Below are 15,435 nucleotides of genomic sequence, written 5' to 3'. Positions count from 1 at the left end.
AGCTACTAAATTAAAGCGCTTTTTCCATAAAGTAACGCGTACCAGAGCGTGGATAGTTGTTAAGCTGATACTTAACCACGTATCCGCGCTTTTCATAAAAAGGCTTGGCCTGAAAATCGAGTGTATCGAGCTGTGCGGTATTAGCGCCGCGCTCAATAGCAGCAAGCTCAAGCGCATTTATAAGCTTGCCTGCTAACCCCTTGCCCCGCGCGGTATCGCTACACCAAAGCCAGTTAATCATTAGCCAATTACCAAACACATAACCACTCACGCCCGCAATTAAGCTGCCTTTTTCATCTACAAATTTATAGCCTAATGGCACTTTAGCCGCATCAAAATGCTGCGCGTTAAATTCAACTATTTCACTACGCAGTGAAGAGCTTAATGCGTCGGAATGATCAGCTCGTAATTGGTACATATTACGCGTCTTAAAAAGCGAATATTAACAAACTTAATTAAAAAAGGTTATTTTTTCCATAAGGTACTTCTAGCAGATTGCTGCTTGTTTTCTCGGGTTGGCCGCACATTTCATCGTAAGCGCTAGTATGTCGCAGTACCATTTCGGCGTAGGCTATTTTTTCAAAACGTTTTTGAATATGCAGCGGGCTGAGCGCTTTTACAAACTCGCCATTTTCTTCAGTAACGTAATACTCTACGTTATTTATAATGACAGACACTTGATAGAGCGCCATTTCAAGGGAGTGCGCGACCACTTTTTGTAATGGTTCGTGCTTTTTTAACTCAGAAAATTTCATACCCATAACAATCGCCTTTTAATAAAAAGTAACTTTATAGATACGCACCTTTGCTATAATCGCGATCAAATTATTACATCACTGCCTTTTAAGCTTATGAGCAATAAAATTCGACTCGCTAAATACATTGCTCACGCTGGTGTGTGCTCACGAAAACAAGCATCACGCTTAATAGATGATGGGAGAGTAACGGTAAATAATCGCCCTGCTAATCATATTGATCACGTTAATGAGCAAGACGACGTAATAGTTAATGGCCAAGCAGTAAAAGGGGCTGCCGATTTAGTTTATTTTGCGTATCACAAACCTATAGGTATTGACTGCAAATTAAATGAAAATGACCCCGCCAGCCTTATTCACCATTTACCTACCCTCACTCGGGTTTACCCCATTGGCCGATTAGATAAAGACTCTCGCGGATTGCTTATTTTGACCAACGACGGAGATTTTTGTAATCAACTTATTCACCCTGACTTCCACCAGCCGAAACATTATTTAGTCACAGTAAATAAACCTATTAATAATGCGTTTTGTGAAAAAATGGCCGCAGGAATCCCCGTAGATAAACAAGTAACCTTACCGTGTGAAGTAACAAAAATAGCTGACAACCAGTTTAGTATTATTTTAAAGCAAGGGCTTAACAGACAAATACGTAAAATGGCGCAGTACTGCGGCTTTAAAGTAATTGATTTATATCGGGCACAATTTAGCGAACTTGCTCTTTCAAGACTAAACCTACCTGAAAACCACTATATACAAATTAATAAAACAGATATTTCAAAAATCTAACCTTCGTTTAAATAGCGCACAAAAAAGTTAAAATAACCTTGCAAAAATAGATTACAGGTGTAGTCTTAATTTAAAGATTACATTTGTAGGCAATAAAATGATTGAGTTATCAAAAGCAGAATTCGACGTGCTTGATGCGCTTTGGATTAATTACCCAGCAACCGCCAGCCAAATTATTGAGCGCTTAAGCGATGATAAACAATGGCACGAAAAAACCATTAAAACCCTACTGGGTCGATTAGTTAAAAAAGGCGCACTGACCTTTGAAAAAGACGGCCGCCAATATATTTATACTCCTTGTATGGAGCGCGCCGACTACACATTAAAAGAAAGCAAAAACTTTATTGAGCGCTTTTTTAGTGGCCGCATAGCGCCGCTGGTAAGCGGGTTTGCTAAATCAGAGCAGCTTTCGCAACAAGATATAAACGAGTTAAAAAAGGTCATTGATGACTGGGAAAAAAACCAAAAGTAAGGAGTGGCTATGGATATTCAAACCCTGTTTAACTGGTTACTAGAGCAGCAATTATTACTCAGCATAATGCTTGGCGGGTTTATTATATGTGAGCGTTTTAGTTTAAGGCTGCTTGGCCCAGGCTTTGTGTATAAATTAGTATGCCTAATCCCCGTATCGTTACTGGTTGCAAACTTACCAAGTAACATTAAGCCACTGCAAAATAGCGCCATTAGCCATTATTTAATAACGCCTAACCAACCCCTTATTAATAACTTAGGCCTAAATTGGGCCGTGCTTTATGTAGTGGTTAGCCTAGTGCTGTTTAGCATAGCGTTTGTTGTGCATATTCGCTTTATAAAAAATCTGCAGCTCAATTATTTAATTAATAGCGAACACACTCTAACCTCACACATTAAAACCTATACCAGTAACCATATTGCATCGCCAATGGTGGTAGGTATTTTGCAAAGTAAGCTCATACTGCCTAGTAATTACAAAACCCAGTTTGATAAAGCCACTTTGGCACTTATTTTAGAGCATGAGGCTGTGCACATAAAACGCAAAGATAACCTAATAAATGCCCTGCTGTTACTGACTACTATTTTAATGTGGTTTAACCCGCTCGCCTGGATGGCTTACGCAAGCTTTAGACGCTTGCAGGAGCTAACTTGTGATCAGCAGGTACTTGCCAATAAAACCACACACCAACACATTTTATACAGCAAAGCCTTAGTTAACTGCGCGGCGGCAGCGCCCGCAGGCCTAATGGCTTATTCACACTACGGAGATAAAAAAACCATGTTACAACGACTTACCAATATAAAGCACAGTGGCAATCACTCTCGCCTTGCCAAAGGTGGCTTACTGCTAATGGCAACAAGCATGCTTAGCGGTTTAGCCATTGCAAAACAGCCCCAAACTGAAATAACGAAAGAGGATCATATTTCACCAACAATACGCATTGAACCTGTCTACCCAGCCCAAGCCGCTAAGCAAGGCATTGGCGGCTCGGTTGTATTAAAGTACGATATAGCCGCCAATGGCAGAACAAAAAACATTAGTGTCATTCAATCTAAGCCGTCAGACGTTTTTGATAAATCAGCTAAAGAAGCGCTGGCAAAGTGGGAGTATAAAATCTCTGAGGCAGGCTTTAATGATGTACTTGTACAGCTCGATTTTGCTATAAACAGCGAGGTTGCTAATACCGATTTAATCGAGCGAATTAAAGTATCGCATTAATGCTATTTAGTTATTCAAGAGCACAAAGCAAGCGCCCTTTTAGGCCGCTTGCTTTGTGGTTTTACTTATAAAATTAGATACTCACTACAATCATGGCAATGGCAGTGCCTAAGCCAATAAACCATACAAGCGAACGTAAAATATCTAAGTTTAACCAATAAAAAATGCAATACAAAGTGCGCGAGACTATATGGGTAACCGCCAAGGTTTCTGTTACTGCATTTACCGAGTTAGTTCCCAATATCACCGCAATAGCAACGGCAAACACTGCAAGTGATTCAAAACAATTTTGATGAGCAGCGAGCGTTCGCGCACCAAAGCCCGTTAATTTTGCTTGTTGAGAGCGCGGGTGTTTATTGTCGTATTGGCCAAGCTTTGCCATTGCAATGGCCACTGGTATTTTTGCAAAATAAGGCATTAATACAGCAAGTAATGCGCATACTACTAATGTTGTCATAATTTATTCTCTTATCTTAAAACCTAGTTATTTAACCAATACATATAACACACATACACAAAAAAGCCGCCAACACGTTTTATGACATACGCAGGCGGCTAAACAATAACATCATACTTACTATAGCTAAGTTTACCTATAAAGCAGTGCGGCATAATGTCGCAGGTGATGAATATTCACTATTACCCTTAATGCATCGCATTAATAACTAAAGATTGTTAACTTATAGACCTTATTTTTTACCGACGACCCCTATGACCTGGATCTTTTTCACTTTTTTAGCCGCCTTTATGCAAGCATGGCGAAATGCCCTGCAAAGTAAATTAAGCGCACATGCAAGTGTGGCTGGCGTAACCCTTTCGCGCTTTATTTTAGCCGGCCCTATTGCTGCAGTGTATTTGTATGGTCTTTATCAATATGAAGACACAGCCATGCCTACCTTTAATAATGCCTTTTGGGGGTTTGTTATTGGCGCAAGTGTTATGCAAATACTCGCCACCGGCTTAATGGTAAAGCTGTTTAAAATGAATAATTACGCCATAGGTGCAGGGCTTGCTAAAAGTGAGGCGTTAGTAGCGGCTATTTTAGGGGTATTGTTTTTTGGTTCTGCGCTTAGCCTTCTTGGTTGGCTGGGTGTATTTTTAGGCGCTATTGCGGTGCTTTTACTTAGCGGCATAACCAGCGTAAAACACTTTGATGCTAAAACAGCGTTACTTGGCCTTGCCTGTGGTACTAGCTTTGCCCTTACATCGCTGTGGGTGCGTGAAGCGAGCTTAAATTCAGGGTTATTGTTTCCGCACTCAGCTGCATGGGTTTTACTGTTTGTAATAAGCCTACAAACGCTTATATTACTTGGCTATTTATTACTAAAAGAGCCACACACTGTTGGCAAACTTTGGCAATATAAAGGCACCACTGCCGCAATTAGTACTTTTAGCTGTGTAGGCTCTATTGGCTGGTTTAGCGCGATGAGTTTACAGCACGTAGCGTATGTTAAAACGCTTGGTCAGGTAGAGGTATTTTTTACCATGCTAATTGCTGTACTTTGGCTCAAACAGCCACTTAAAAAGCAAGATACCGCGGGCTTAATACTTATAGCCATTGCCGCTATTTTGGTGATACTGCCAAATTGAGAACATAAAAAAGCGCAGGCTTTTAAACCTGCGCTACTATAAGCTGCTTATAACTTTTAAAGCGAGTATTAAGCGCTCTTTTTAAGAGCTAATTTTTAGCGTTATCACACCGCAAATAATCATGAGTACACCAGCAATACGGCCAAACGTGGCTGCATCACCGTAAAGTAATATACCCACTAAAAACGTACCCGCAGCACCTATTCCGGTCCATACGGCGTAGGACGTCCCCATTGATATTTGCTTTTGTGCAAGCCACAACATAAAACCACTGGCTGTTAAAAATGCAATTGCCATTACTATACCCTGCCAGCGTGTGTCGGGATTTTGTGAAATTTTTAAACCAATTGGCCAGCCTATTTCAAGCAAGCCGGCAATGACTAAATAAACCCATGCCATTAAACATCTCTCTTTTTCAAAATTACGTCGTATAAATCTTCGCGGCGATCTTTTAAATTGCGCACCGTACCTTCGCTATGAAGAATTTTTAGCTTATCCATATCAAGGTCGCTGAATAGTAACATTTCGGTATTAGGTGTGGCTTCATTTAATGTTGCATCGTGCGGAAAAGAAAAGTCAGACGGGGTCAACACTGCCGATTGCGAGTACTGTACGTCTAGGCTTTCTACCTCAGGTAAGTTACCCACTGAACCAGCAATAACCACATAACATTCGTTTTCGATTGCGCGCGCTTGCGCACAATGGCGAACCCGTAAATAACTATTTTTAGTATCGGTCCAAAACGGCACAAAGAGTATATCAAGCCCCTGCTTGGCTAATATGCGCGAAAGTTCTGGGAACTCAACATCGTAACAAATTTGAATACCTACACGCCCAGCATCGGTGTCAAACACGGCAATTTTGTCGCCGCCTTGAATCACCCAATCATTTTGTTCATGCGGGGTTATGTGTATTTTTCGCTGCTCGTCTATTTTACCGCTACGGTGGCATAAGTAACTTACGTTATAAATTTTATCGTCTTCGGCAAGCGGCATAGAGCCGGTAATAATATTGGCGTTATATTCTATTGCCATACGCGACATCGCCTTTTTAAATGTTTCTGTATATTCGGCTAAATAGCGGATAGCTTCGGTTTGATTATTCTGATCGCCTAAACCCATAAGTGGCGCGTTAAAAAATTCCGGAAATAATATAAAATCGCTTTTGTAGTCAGATACCGTATCTACAAAGTATTCTACCTGCTTGAGCATTTCGTCAACCGACTCTACACAGCGCATTTGCCATTGCACCGCACCTATACGCACTATCGATTTAGTTGATTCGAGCACGGTGTCGGTTGGCTCGTACATTATGTTATTCCACTCAAGCAAGGTGGCGTAACCTACAGACTCTTGATCCTCCGGCAGGTACTTTTTAAGTAACCGTTTTACCTGAAAGTCGTTAGAAAGCTGAAAACTTAAAATTGGGTCGTAAAGCTCTTTTTGGTCAACCTTTTCAATGTATTCCATTGGCGTCATTTCACTACTGTGATTGTAATAACGCGGGATACGGCCACCGGCTAAAATAGCGCGTAAGTTATATTGGCGGCACAACTCTTTACGGGCATCATAAAGACGGCGCCCTAAGCGCATGCCTCGGTGGGTTTCGCTAATTGCTACATCTAAACCGTATAGCGCATCGCCGTCGGAGTCACTAAATACTCGGTCGTGCCCATCGGCTATGTCTTCGTAAGTGTGAGGATTTGAAAAACGCGCGTAGTCTACTTGCACGCTTAGTGCTAAACCCACCAGCACGCCATCATCTACAATGCCTATTTGCCCTTCAGGGAACTGATCTATCAATCTAAAAATAGTATGGCTTGGCCACGCGCCACCTAAATCAGGATAAGCCTGATCCATCAAGGTTTTAATTTGCGGATACTGCTCTTTTGTTAAGTTACAAATTTCTAGGTGGGTTTTTTCTGCCGACATACACAACTCCTTTGGGCATAATAAAATAAAAGCCGAATGTACGCTAAAGTACACTCAGCTTTGTATCATGTTTTTTACGTTACGCGTACTACTTTAAGCTGCGATAAAAAAGTGTAGTCACTTTCTCTTTTGGCAACCAGCCTGCGTATTCAAGGCCAAGCTCTGCCAATGGATCGGCTTTTAGTACTTGCTCTAAGCTTGCGTTATTTTGCATTGCTTTTAGCATTAAATCTTTGGCTTTTTTAACAAGTTTAGCATACGTTTCCAGCCCTGAACGGTCACTTACCGGCCCATGCCCGGGTATCACTATGGTGCGCTCATCTATTTGCTTAATAACGTCATTTACGGCTGCTAATATTCCATCAACACTGCCGCCGCTATCTACATCTACAAACGGCAAGCTGCCAAAGTTAAAGTAAATATCGCCCATGTGCACTATGTTATCGTTATTAAAAAATATCACCGAATCACCGTCGGTATGTGCATGGGCGTAGTGCACTACATGGGCGTGTTCGTTATTAAAATGCAGTTTTAAATCGTGGCCAAAGCTAATGCGTGGCAGGTAATCTGAGTTTGCACCGTGTTTTTCTTCTAATCGCTTATGTACGTTGTCGTGCGCAATGACATGCGCACCGGCTTTGGCAAAGTTTTCGTTGCCGCCAGTGTGGTCGCCATGATGATGCGTATTAATTACAAACTCTGCACTACCGGGTTTTAAATCGCTAATTGTTTTTTTAATGTCGTTTGAAAGCTTAGCAAATTGGTCATCAATAATGTAAATGCCATCTTCCCCTGCACTTGCGGCAATGTTACCGCCTTGGCCAAACAGTACATACACACTGTCGCTTAGTTTTTCTGCCGTTACCGGATTTTCATCTGCATGTGTTGCACTGCTAAGTAATAAGCCTGTTATTAATGCGGGTAGTATTTTTTTCATTTTAGTTCTCTGTTGATTTATTAATGATTATATAGAACGTGATTAACTGTAATTTAGTTCATCGTGCTGGCTCTATCACTATTTGATGTATTAGCGTTTGTGGCAATAAAGGCGTGTGCTTACCTTCAATGTAGTCACTAAAGCCTGCACGATAAAACGCGGATAGCGGATGCCCCGACTGCCCACCGGGCACTGCCATAATGGCGTTTTCTAAATGCCCAGGTTGGGCAATAAAGCGCTGCGATGCACCAAAGCTTTTGCCTTGTACGGCGGGCATGTAGCTATCGCCAAAAGCTGGCGCTATAGGCATATTTAAAAGCTTAGCCAGTATGGGCATTTGTTTAGCAAACGGGTGCTCAATATTAAGCGCATTTACTTTACCCCACTGCCAATTTTGCAAGTTATCCCCATACTCAGCCCCAAGTGCTGTCACTGTTTGGCTGAATGCACCTAATAACTGCTCGTCCCAATTTTTATACTCAGGGTTTACCCATGAGCCCGGCCTATCCTTAATAAGCTGCCATATAGCTGGTTCTAGATCGCGTTTTACATATTTGAGCGTGGCGTCTTGCTCATTAAGTTTGTTCTCCATGCTTGCAAATACAGTATTAATTAATGTGCCGCGGTAGTGTTTAACTAAGGTATAACCTACCGAGCTTGCACATGCGCATTGCTGCCAGTTTTCAAGTGCACTTATGTACTGTGCGTTTTTGGCTTTGTCTTTTTTAAGCTGATTAAGTAGCAATGTGTGCCATGGCGTTAAAAAGCGGGCTTGGTTATCAAGCTGTAGCGCGTAAAAGTCGCTCTCTGCAAAGCTTTGTTTTTCAAATAACCTATCACGAATTTGGCTCGAGCGAGCGCCTAGCGCGTACCCGCCATTGCCAAAGCGTGCATTATCAGTGGCCGACACAACGCGCGAATTACCTGTCCATAATCGCCCACTTTGCGGGTTTTTAACATAAGGGCGCTGATGCTCATTTTGCTGCCATTCGGGTGAGTATTCGCTTGCATTAACACTTAGCTCGCTCGGTGTTTTACGTGCCGGTATAGCGCCAATATGTTGCCATGCGGCACTGCCTTGGCTATCTACCACCATTAAATTTTGTACCGGAATACCCACATCGCTTGCCACATCTAGCGCATCATCTACGCTAGTGGCTTGCTCTAGTTTGAGCAGATCCATGTTTACAGCATAAAGTTGGTGTGCAGCCCAGCTAAGTGCATAAGGCTGTTTATTTATATATTTTACTGGGCCGTATTCGCTCATGGTTAATGAGTAATCGTCCACGTCGCCACTAGGCAGTGCGATAGGCTCATTGACTTGCCATGTTTTATTATCGTTACTTAAAGCAACCCAATCGGCCGTGTCTATGTAGCCGTTAGTAAAGCCCCAGGCAATTTTATTATTTGTACCCACCACAATAGCAGGGGCGCCGGGTAGCGATACGCCAGTTACCTGAGCTTGCTCGCCATTTTGTGTGTAATTAAGCTGCGCCCTGTACCAAATAACCGGCACCGCCATAGATAAATGCATATCATCAGAGAGCATGGCTGCTCCCGTTTGGGTATGCGCACCGGTTACTGCCCAGTTATTGCTACCGCGCTCTTGGTTTGCCTGAATATTTTTAACCGTGTGCTGTGCTTGCTCTGGAAGTTGAGGAATGGTGCCTGTAAACGGGGCAAGATTACTGCCATCAAGCGCCGCTTGGTATTGGCTAGGTTGTGTTAAAAAAGCAACCATGTGTTGTCCGTATGCTTGCTCAATATGTATGAGAGCTTCATCTCGCTCAAAGGTGGCACTTTGCAAATCAAGGTACATGCTAAATATAACTAATAGGCTATCTTCACTTTGCCATGGTTTTTGCGCGCCGCCTGTAAGTAAATACTCAAAGCTTGCAAAGCCAACTTGTGCCAGCCCTTCGTTTACACCTTGGGCGTAGCTGTTTAATAGTTGTTTATCGCTTTCGGGTAAGGTGTTTAATATAGCGCGGCTGCGTTTTCGCAATTGATGAAAGCGCATTTTTTTATCAAGCCCAAGGGCCGCTTTACCAAATAACCCACTAAGCTCACCGGCGGCGTTACGTCTTAATAAGTCCATTTGAAAAAAACGGTCTTGCCCATGCGCATAACCTAACCCGTATGCAGCGCTATTGCGGTTTTCGGCCTTTATAACCGCCTGTCCTAGTGCATCACGCGAAATAGTAACCGGCTTATTAATTGCTGTACTTTGACCTTTACCATCAAGTGTGGGCATACTTAAACTTAATACGCCATACACAAGCGCTGTACCAGCTAAGCCTAAAACCACAACGAGTAATACTAGCCATTTGATTACTTTAAACATTAATTTGTCCTTTGCACCATTTGTTGCACATATAATAACCATAGTTTTATTAAATAATAATGTTCTTACTCGCAAAGGGTGAAATAAACATCAAAATCCACGATAATAGCCATTCCACATTTTGTGCAGATCTAGTTGAGACTCATATGACTGAAAAAACATTTATCAAAGGTAAAGACCGCGACCTAGAATCGTCTATCTCTACCATGCAAAACAAGCTAAAAGCGCTAAACATCAATGTTGAAGAAGCACTTTGGCTTAACCCTGTAGCTAACTGTTATTCAGTTCATATAAAAGACAGCGACTGCGGTGTTATGTTTACCAATGGTAAAGGCGCAACGGATAAAGCATCTATCGCCTCTGCGTTAGGTGAATACTTTGAACGATTAAGCTGTAATTACTTTTTTGCCGACTTTTACTTAGGTGAAGAATTTGCAAACAGCGACTTTACTCATTATCCAAACGAGAAATGGTTTAAAGTTGAAGGCAATGAAGTGCCAGAAGGCATAATGGACGAGAGCCTTTGGGATTACTTTGACCCAGAGCGTGAGCTTAATGCCTCACACCTTTTTGACTTTAACTCAGGTAATAACGAGCGCGGCATTTGTACATTGCCATACACACGCCAACGCGATAACCAAGACGTATACATTCCAGTAAACGTAATTGGTAATATTTTTGTTTCTAACGGCATGAGCGCAGGCAACACTAAGTTTGAAGCACGTGTACAAGGGCTATCAGAAGTATTTGAGCGCGCCATTAAAAACCGTATTATCGCAGAAGGTATTTGTTTACCTATCGTCCCTGAAGAGGTTGTAAAGCAATACCCTAAAATTCACGAGGCGTGTGAAGAGCTACGCAGCCATGGTTTTCATTTGCGTATTGCCGATGCATCACTTGGCGGTAAATACCCTGTAATGAGCGTAACGCTTATTAACCCTGTTGATGGCTCCGTGTTTGCCTCATTTGGTGCTCACCCTTCATTTGAAGTAGCCCTTGAGCGTACCGTTACTGAGTTACTACAAGGTCGTCGCCTTGATCAACTTGATGTGTTCCAACCGGCTACTTTTGATAACGATGAAGTTGCAACGCCTGAAAACATTGAGCTGCACTTTATCGACTCAAGCGGTTTAATCTCGCATGACTTTTTCCGTGCCGACGCCGACTTTGACTTTGTTCATTGGGACTTTAGCGGTACAACAGAGCAAGAATACAACTTCTGTACTGACTTAATTCACAGCATGGGCCACGACATTTACATTATGGATTACACACACTTAAACGTGTATGCATGTCGTATTTTAGTACCAGGTATGTCAGACATTTACCCAGTAGATGAACTAATTTGGCGTAACAACAACGAAGGCGCTAAATTCCGTGAAGCATTCCTATCGCTTGATCAGTACGATGCGCAGCAGTGGATGGACATTTACGACAGCCTAGAAGAAGCAGGCCACAGCGATATTATCCGTGCTGCTGAATTTATTGGCCTTGCCACCGATGCCGACACACCATGGCATACACTGCGTATTGGTGAGCTTAAAGCGCACTTATGTTTAGCCGCAGGCAACGAAGAAGCCATTGATTGGGTAGACTGGATACTACACACAGGCCAAGTAAACGAAGATGCAATGCGCCACTTCCGCTGTTTAAAAGCCATTCTTGAAATTAAATACGATGACGAGCGCGACTACGCCGACTACCAAGATGCACTGGGTTTAATGTTTGGCAGCGATAACGTAACGCTGGCTATTGAAATAGCAGAAGGCCGTAAATTATTTAATGGTTTAACCTTCCCTGGTTTATCGCTTGAAGGCTTTAAAAAGCATGCAGCACTACTTGATGGTTACCGTAAGTTACATGTCGCTAAGCAAAACCATTGGGCACGTGAAGTAACCGATGTTTAATAGTTAAACTACTAATTATAAAAATAAAACGGCGCTAATTTATCAGCGCCGTTTTTATTTATACAATAAATTAGCTATAGTTAAATTGCCTAAAATAACAGCATGACTTAGCCAATGCCGCCAAAAAATAACAACAAAAAAAACACTACCAGCAACTATAAGCTGACCTTTTGGTTATCGCTTACGCTAATAATACTAGTGAGCATTGTATTGGATAGAATTAACTACAATCGCGCAAAAGACGCCCACCGCCTACAAATTTTATCTCAAGTAAGTACATACCGTGCACAACTAGAGGCCACCTTGGTATCAAACATTCAGCTAGTTCGTGGATTAGCGGTTGCTGTATCAGCTGAACCTGAGTTACAACAAGCACGGTTTGAACAAATTGCCGCGCCTTTATTTAAAACCTCCAGTGAGCTGCGCCATATTGGTGGTGCGCCCGACATGATAATTCGTATGTCTTACCCACTAAAAGGTAACGAAAAAGCCATTGGCTTAAACTTTTTAGAAAACAAAAACCAACGCCTAGATGCCATTAGAGCCCGTGATACCAATACTATTGTTATGGCAGGGCCACTTAAACTAGTGCAAGGCGACATTGCCCTCATTGCCAGAGTGCCTGTTTATATTCCGCCCGAAAACCGCTTTTGGGGGTTATTATCGGTAGTGCTCGACATTGAAAAAGTATACAAAAACTCAGGCATAAAAGAGCTTGAAAAAAACTACAACATTGCTATTCAAGGGCGTCATGGTTTAGGAAAAAAAGGCGAGTTTTTTTATGGCAATAACAATATAACCTCACAAGAGCCGCTTGATTTTACGCTCAATTTTCAAGGGGGAAGCTGGCAATTATACGTAGCCCCTAAAGAAGGTTGGAGCCCTGCACCTTCAACTATATGGCCGCTTAGAATCGCCATTATAATTATTTGCGGATTACTAATATGGGCGTTCTTATTCTTTTTAAAAATGCTAAACCGCCAGCAACAAAACGAAAAAATGCTGGAGGCAATGAGTGATCTTGCCCAAATTGGGGCGTGGTCATTTAATTTAGAAACCAAACAAGTGTATTGGTCAGATATGACCAAAAAAATCTTTAAGTACCCACTAAACAAAGAGCCTACTTGGCCTACAAACTTAAATTACTTTAAAGCCGGTGAAAGCAGAGAACGTATCACTCAACTGGTTGAATCTGCAATTAAAGAAGGCAAAAGTTACGAGGCCGAACTTGAAGTAATTGACTCTGAAGGGCGCGAAATGTGGGTGCTTATTCATGGTGAAGCTGAGCGCAAAAACGAGCGCTGTGTAAGAATATTTGGCTCATTGCAAAATATTGATACCCGTAAGCGCATTGAACTTGAAAACAGCAAAATTGCCCTACATAACGAAATTTTAGCGTCGCTTACAGCCAACGACCTTATTTTAAGTGGCCAATTAAGCCAATCTAAACAAGTTATTACTGAATCTATTTGCCATGCATTAAACATTGAGCAAGCCAGTATTTGGTTTTTTAATAGCTCAAAAACCTCATTGAGTCCTATAGCATCTCATAATATTGAAAACAGAATGGGTAATAATAATGCGGTATGGCTTAAAAAAGAGGCGCCTGATTTTTTTGAAGCCATAGAAAAACACGCTGTGTTTAGCACCAGTGATGCCCAAAATCACCCTCTACTAAAACCCCTTAAAGCGCATTACTTTGCGCCGCTCAATATTAATGCCATGCTGTGCGCAATCATACCGGCGGGAAGTGGCTCCATTGGCATAGTATGCGCTGAGCAATGTGCTTCAATGCGCCCGTGGTCACGTAACGAAGAAAGCTTTTTAATTGCTGTAGCCGCCCTCGTGGGCAGCTTGCATTCAAGTCAGCAACGTATTGAAACAGAGCAACAGCTAGTCACCGCCAAAGAGGCTGCAGAGCAAGCTGTAATGGCTAAAAGTGAATTTTTAGCCAGTATGAGCCACGAAATAAGAACCCCCATGAACGGCGTACTGGGCATGCTAAATATTATCAAGCGCACTCAGCTCAACCAACAGCAGGAGCACCATATTGAGCTTGCACAATCTTCAGCTCAGTCGCTGTTAAATATAATTAACGACATTTTAGACTTTTCTAAAATTGAAGCAGGTAAACTTGATATAGAAAATGTGCAATTTAACTTACCTAAATTACTTGGTGAAGTTGTTGAGTCGTTTGCGCTTAAAGTGGAGCAAAATAATACCAATCTCATTTTAGATGCCACCCAAATTACTATCAGCGAAATAATTAGCGATCCGAATAGGTTGCGTCAAATTTTAAATAACCTGATTGGCAATGCCGTTAAGTTTACTATTGATGGGCAAATTCTGGTGACCGCGCAGATAGATGAAACCACCGATGGCAGTTTTTTACATTGCTCTATTATTGATACCGGCATAGGAATAGACGCAGAAAAACAAAAAACCTTATTCGACTCATTCACTCAGGCCGATGCCTCAACCACCCGCCAGTTTGGCGGCACAGGCCTTGGCCTAGCTATTGTTAAGCAGCTTTGTGAACTCATGGAAGGCGAAGTAAGCGTAACCAGCATGCTAAATGAAGGCAGTACTTTTTCGTTTTCTATAAAAATACAGCCCCGTTTAACTAAAGCGCAAGATTTACCCAGCCACTTAATTAATAACAAACATATTTTAATTATTGATGCCTGCACACTTAACGCCAATATTGCCGCCAAACAATTACGCGTTTGGGGCGCACACGTTAATATTTTAAATGACTATAGCGGCATCATTAATTATTTTGATAACTGCGATACCCAGCCAGATGCATTATTAGTCGATTATCATTTTTTTGAGCAAGCTGCGCACCCACAAATAAATACATTAAAAAACAGAGTAACCACCAAGCAAAGCAAACTGGTTGTTATGGCACCGATGAGTTATTCGCAAGAGCATAACAATATTGGCATAAATATAGATTGTCTGATATTTAAACCGCTCACCCCATCAGATTTATTTGATTCACTCACTAACGATAAATTCATTGAGCAACAACAGCGCCAAGCACAACTGCAAAATGAGTTAACCGAAAAGCCCAAAGAAATATCAGCGCACGCACAAGTGCTTTTAGTCGAAGATAACAAAGTAAATCAGGTAGTGGCCTCAGCGTTGTTAAAACAAGTTGGGCTTACCTTTGATATTGCACAAAACGGCCAAGATGCACTAGATAAGCTAAACAGCAGCCAAGACAAAAAATACCAGTTAGTTTTAATGGACTGCCAAATGCCCGTGATGGATGGCTACCAAGCCACGCAAGCTATACGCGAAGGCAAAGCGGGCAAGCATAATAAACATATTACAATCATTGCTTTAACGGCAAACGCAATGCAGGGCGACAAAGAGAAGTGCCTCGATGCAGGAATGAACGATTATTTAACCAAACCTTTAGATTCCGCAGCACTAGAGCCTAAATTACAACAATGGCTTGGTACACAATAAAGGTGTAAGCTA

General features: G+C 41.9%; 13 protein-coding genes. 6 read left to right on the top strand and 7 right to left on the bottom strand.

Annotated features, from left to right (window positions below; translation table 11 throughout):
- Positions 1-10: 10 nt before the first annotated feature.
- Complete coding sequence (locus PSH50_RS18875) at positions 11-418, bottom strand: N-acetyltransferase (RefSeq protein WP_273587977.1); 408 nt, start codon at positions 416-418, stop codon at positions 11-13.
- A 37-nt stretch (positions 419-455) separates the two neighbouring features.
- Positions 456-761, bottom strand: coding sequence for a DUF6482 family protein (locus tag PSH50_RS18870; RefSeq protein WP_004588987.1), 306 nt, complete (start codon positions 759-761; stop codon positions 456-458).
- 90 nt (positions 762-851) lie between these two features.
- Between PSH50_RS18870 and PSH50_RS18865 the strand changes: the two genes are divergently transcribed.
- The 3 genes from PSH50_RS18865 (at position 852) to PSH50_RS18855 (ending at position 3,237) form a co-directional block, all read left to right on the top strand.
- Entirely contained in the window at positions 852-1,544 is a 693-nt protein-coding gene (locus PSH50_RS18865; protein WP_273587976.1) for a pseudouridine synthase, read from the top strand.
- A 97-nt stretch (positions 1,545-1,641) separates the two neighbouring features.
- Positions 1,642-2,016: a BlaI/MecI/CopY family transcriptional regulator gene (locus tag PSH50_RS18860; protein WP_004588989.1), complete on the top strand. Its 375-nt coding sequence runs from the start codon at positions 1,642-1,644 to the stop codon at positions 2,014-2,016.
- Between the two features lie 9 nt (positions 2,017-2,025).
- Entirely contained in the window at positions 2,026-3,237 is a 1,212-nt protein-coding gene (locus PSH50_RS18855) for a M56 family metallopeptidase (protein WP_273587975.1), read from the top strand.
- 73 nt (positions 3,238-3,310) lie between these two features.
- Here PSH50_RS18855 and PSH50_RS18850 read toward each other — a convergent pair whose 3' ends face one another.
- Positions 3,311-3,694, bottom strand: coding sequence for an MAPEG family protein (locus PSH50_RS18850; protein WP_273587974.1), 384 nt, complete (start codon positions 3,692-3,694; stop codon positions 3,311-3,313).
- Between the two features lie 254 nt (positions 3,695-3,948).
- On the opposite strand from PSH50_RS18850, the gene PSH50_RS18845 reads away from it, so the two are divergent.
- Complete coding sequence (locus tag PSH50_RS18845; protein ID WP_273587973.1) at positions 3,949-4,827, top strand: DMT family transporter; 879 nt, start codon at positions 3,949-3,951, stop codon at positions 4,825-4,827.
- Positions 4,828-4,908: 81 nt separating this feature from the next.
- Here the strand turns inward: PSH50_RS18845 and PSH50_RS18840 are convergent, their stop codons facing one another.
- The 4 genes from PSH50_RS18840 to PSH50_RS18825 all read right to left on the bottom strand — a co-directional run bounded on the left by PSH50_RS18840 (position 4,909) and on the right by PSH50_RS18825 (position 10,039).
- Positions 4,909-5,226 (bottom strand): multidrug efflux SMR transporter, encoded by a 318-nt coding sequence (locus tag PSH50_RS18840; protein ID WP_004588993.1) that lies wholly within the window; start codon positions 5,224-5,226, stop codon positions 4,909-4,911.
- Positions 5,226-6,758, bottom strand: coding sequence for a bifunctional GNAT family N-acetyltransferase/carbon-nitrogen hydrolase family protein (locus PSH50_RS18835; RefSeq protein ID WP_273587972.1), 1,533 nt, complete (start codon positions 6,756-6,758; stop codon positions 5,226-5,228). Before PSH50_RS18835 ends, PSH50_RS18840 begins: the two co-directional genes overlap by 1 nt.
- Before the next feature lie 88 nt (positions 6,759-6,846).
- Positions 6,847-7,695, bottom strand: a complete 849-nt coding sequence (locus PSH50_RS18830) for an MBL fold metallo-hydrolase (RefSeq protein ID WP_273587971.1) — start codon at positions 7,693-7,695, stop codon at positions 6,847-6,849.
- A 58-nt stretch (positions 7,696-7,753) separates the two neighbouring features.
- Positions 7,754-10,039: a penicillin acylase family protein gene (locus tag PSH50_RS18825; RefSeq protein WP_273587970.1), complete on the bottom strand. Its 2,286-nt coding sequence runs from the start codon at positions 10,037-10,039 to the stop codon at positions 7,754-7,756.
- Positions 10,040-10,185: 146 nt separating this feature from the next.
- Here PSH50_RS18825 and ycaO point away from each other — a divergent pair, with 146 nt between their 5' ends.
- Together ycaO and PSH50_RS18815 are read left to right on the top strand one after the other, a co-directional pair.
- Positions 10,186-11,946: a 30S ribosomal protein S12 methylthiotransferase accessory factor YcaO gene (ycaO, locus tag PSH50_RS18820; RefSeq protein WP_273587969.1), complete on the top strand. Its 1,761-nt coding sequence runs from the start codon at positions 10,186-10,188 to the stop codon at positions 11,944-11,946.
- A gap of 114 nt (positions 11,947-12,060) precedes the next feature.
- On the top strand, positions 12,061-15,423 hold the full coding sequence (locus PSH50_RS18815) for an ATP-binding protein (RefSeq protein ID WP_273587968.1): 3,363 nt from the start codon (positions 12,061-12,063) through the stop codon (positions 15,421-15,423).
- Positions 15,424-15,435: the final 12 nt, after the last annotated feature.

This window comes from Pseudoalteromonas sp. Angola-7, from assembly GCF_028599255.1.
In the GTDB taxonomy this organism is placed as follows: Bacteria; Pseudomonadota; Gammaproteobacteria; order Enterobacterales; family Alteromonadaceae; genus Pseudoalteromonas; species Pseudoalteromonas atlantica.
Note: the sequence above shows the minus strand (reverse complement) of the source record. Positions and strands in the feature narration are given on the sequence as shown.

What these genes read in the sequence shown, in the direction of transcription:
- PSH50_RS18855 (WP_273587975.1), top strand. Translation starts at nt 2,026, where the DNA reads ATGGATATTCAAACCCTGTTTAACTGGTTACTAGAGCAGCAATTATTA.
- PSH50_RS18825 (WP_273587970.1), bottom strand. Translation starts at nt 10,039, where the DNA reads ATGTTTAAAGTAATCAAATGGCTAGTATTACTCGTTGTGGTTTTAGGC.
- PSH50_RS18840 (WP_004588993.1), bottom strand. Translation starts at nt 5,226, where the DNA reads ATGGCATGGGTTTATTTAGTCATTGCCGGCTTGCTTGAAATAGGCTGG.
- PSH50_RS18830 (WP_273587971.1), bottom strand. Translation starts at nt 7,695, where the DNA reads ATGAAAAAAATACTACCCGCATTAATAACAGGCTTATTACTTAGCAGT.
- PSH50_RS18860 (WP_004588989.1), top strand. Translation starts at nt 1,642, where the DNA reads ATGATTGAGTTATCAAAAGCAGAATTCGACGTGCTTGATGCGCTTTGG.
- PSH50_RS18845 (WP_273587973.1), top strand. Translation starts at nt 3,949, where the DNA reads ATGACCTGGATCTTTTTCACTTTTTTAGCCGCCTTTATGCAAGCATGG.
- PSH50_RS18835 (WP_273587972.1), bottom strand. Translation starts at nt 6,758, where the DNA reads ATGTCGGCAGAAAAAACCCACCTAGAAATTTGTAACTTAACAAAAGAG.
- PSH50_RS18875 (WP_273587977.1), bottom strand. Translation starts at nt 418, where the DNA reads ATGTACCAATTACGAGCTGATCATTCCGACGCATTAAGCTCTTCACTG.
- PSH50_RS18865 (WP_273587976.1), top strand. Translation starts at nt 852, where the DNA reads ATGAGCAATAAAATTCGACTCGCTAAATACATTGCTCACGCTGGTGTG.
- PSH50_RS18815 (WP_273587968.1), top strand. Translation starts at nt 12,061, where the DNA reads ATGCCGCCAAAAAATAACAACAAAAAAAACACTACCAGCAACTATAAG.
- PSH50_RS18850 (WP_273587974.1), bottom strand. Translation starts at nt 3,694, where the DNA reads ATGACAACATTAGTAGTATGCGCATTACTTGCTGTATTAATGCCTTAT.
- ycaO (WP_273587969.1), top strand. Translation starts at nt 10,186, where the DNA reads ATGACTGAAAAAACATTTATCAAAGGTAAAGACCGCGACCTAGAATCG.
- PSH50_RS18870 (WP_004588987.1), bottom strand. Translation starts at nt 761, where the DNA reads ATGGGTATGAAATTTTCTGAGTTAAAAAAGCACGAACCATTACAAAAA.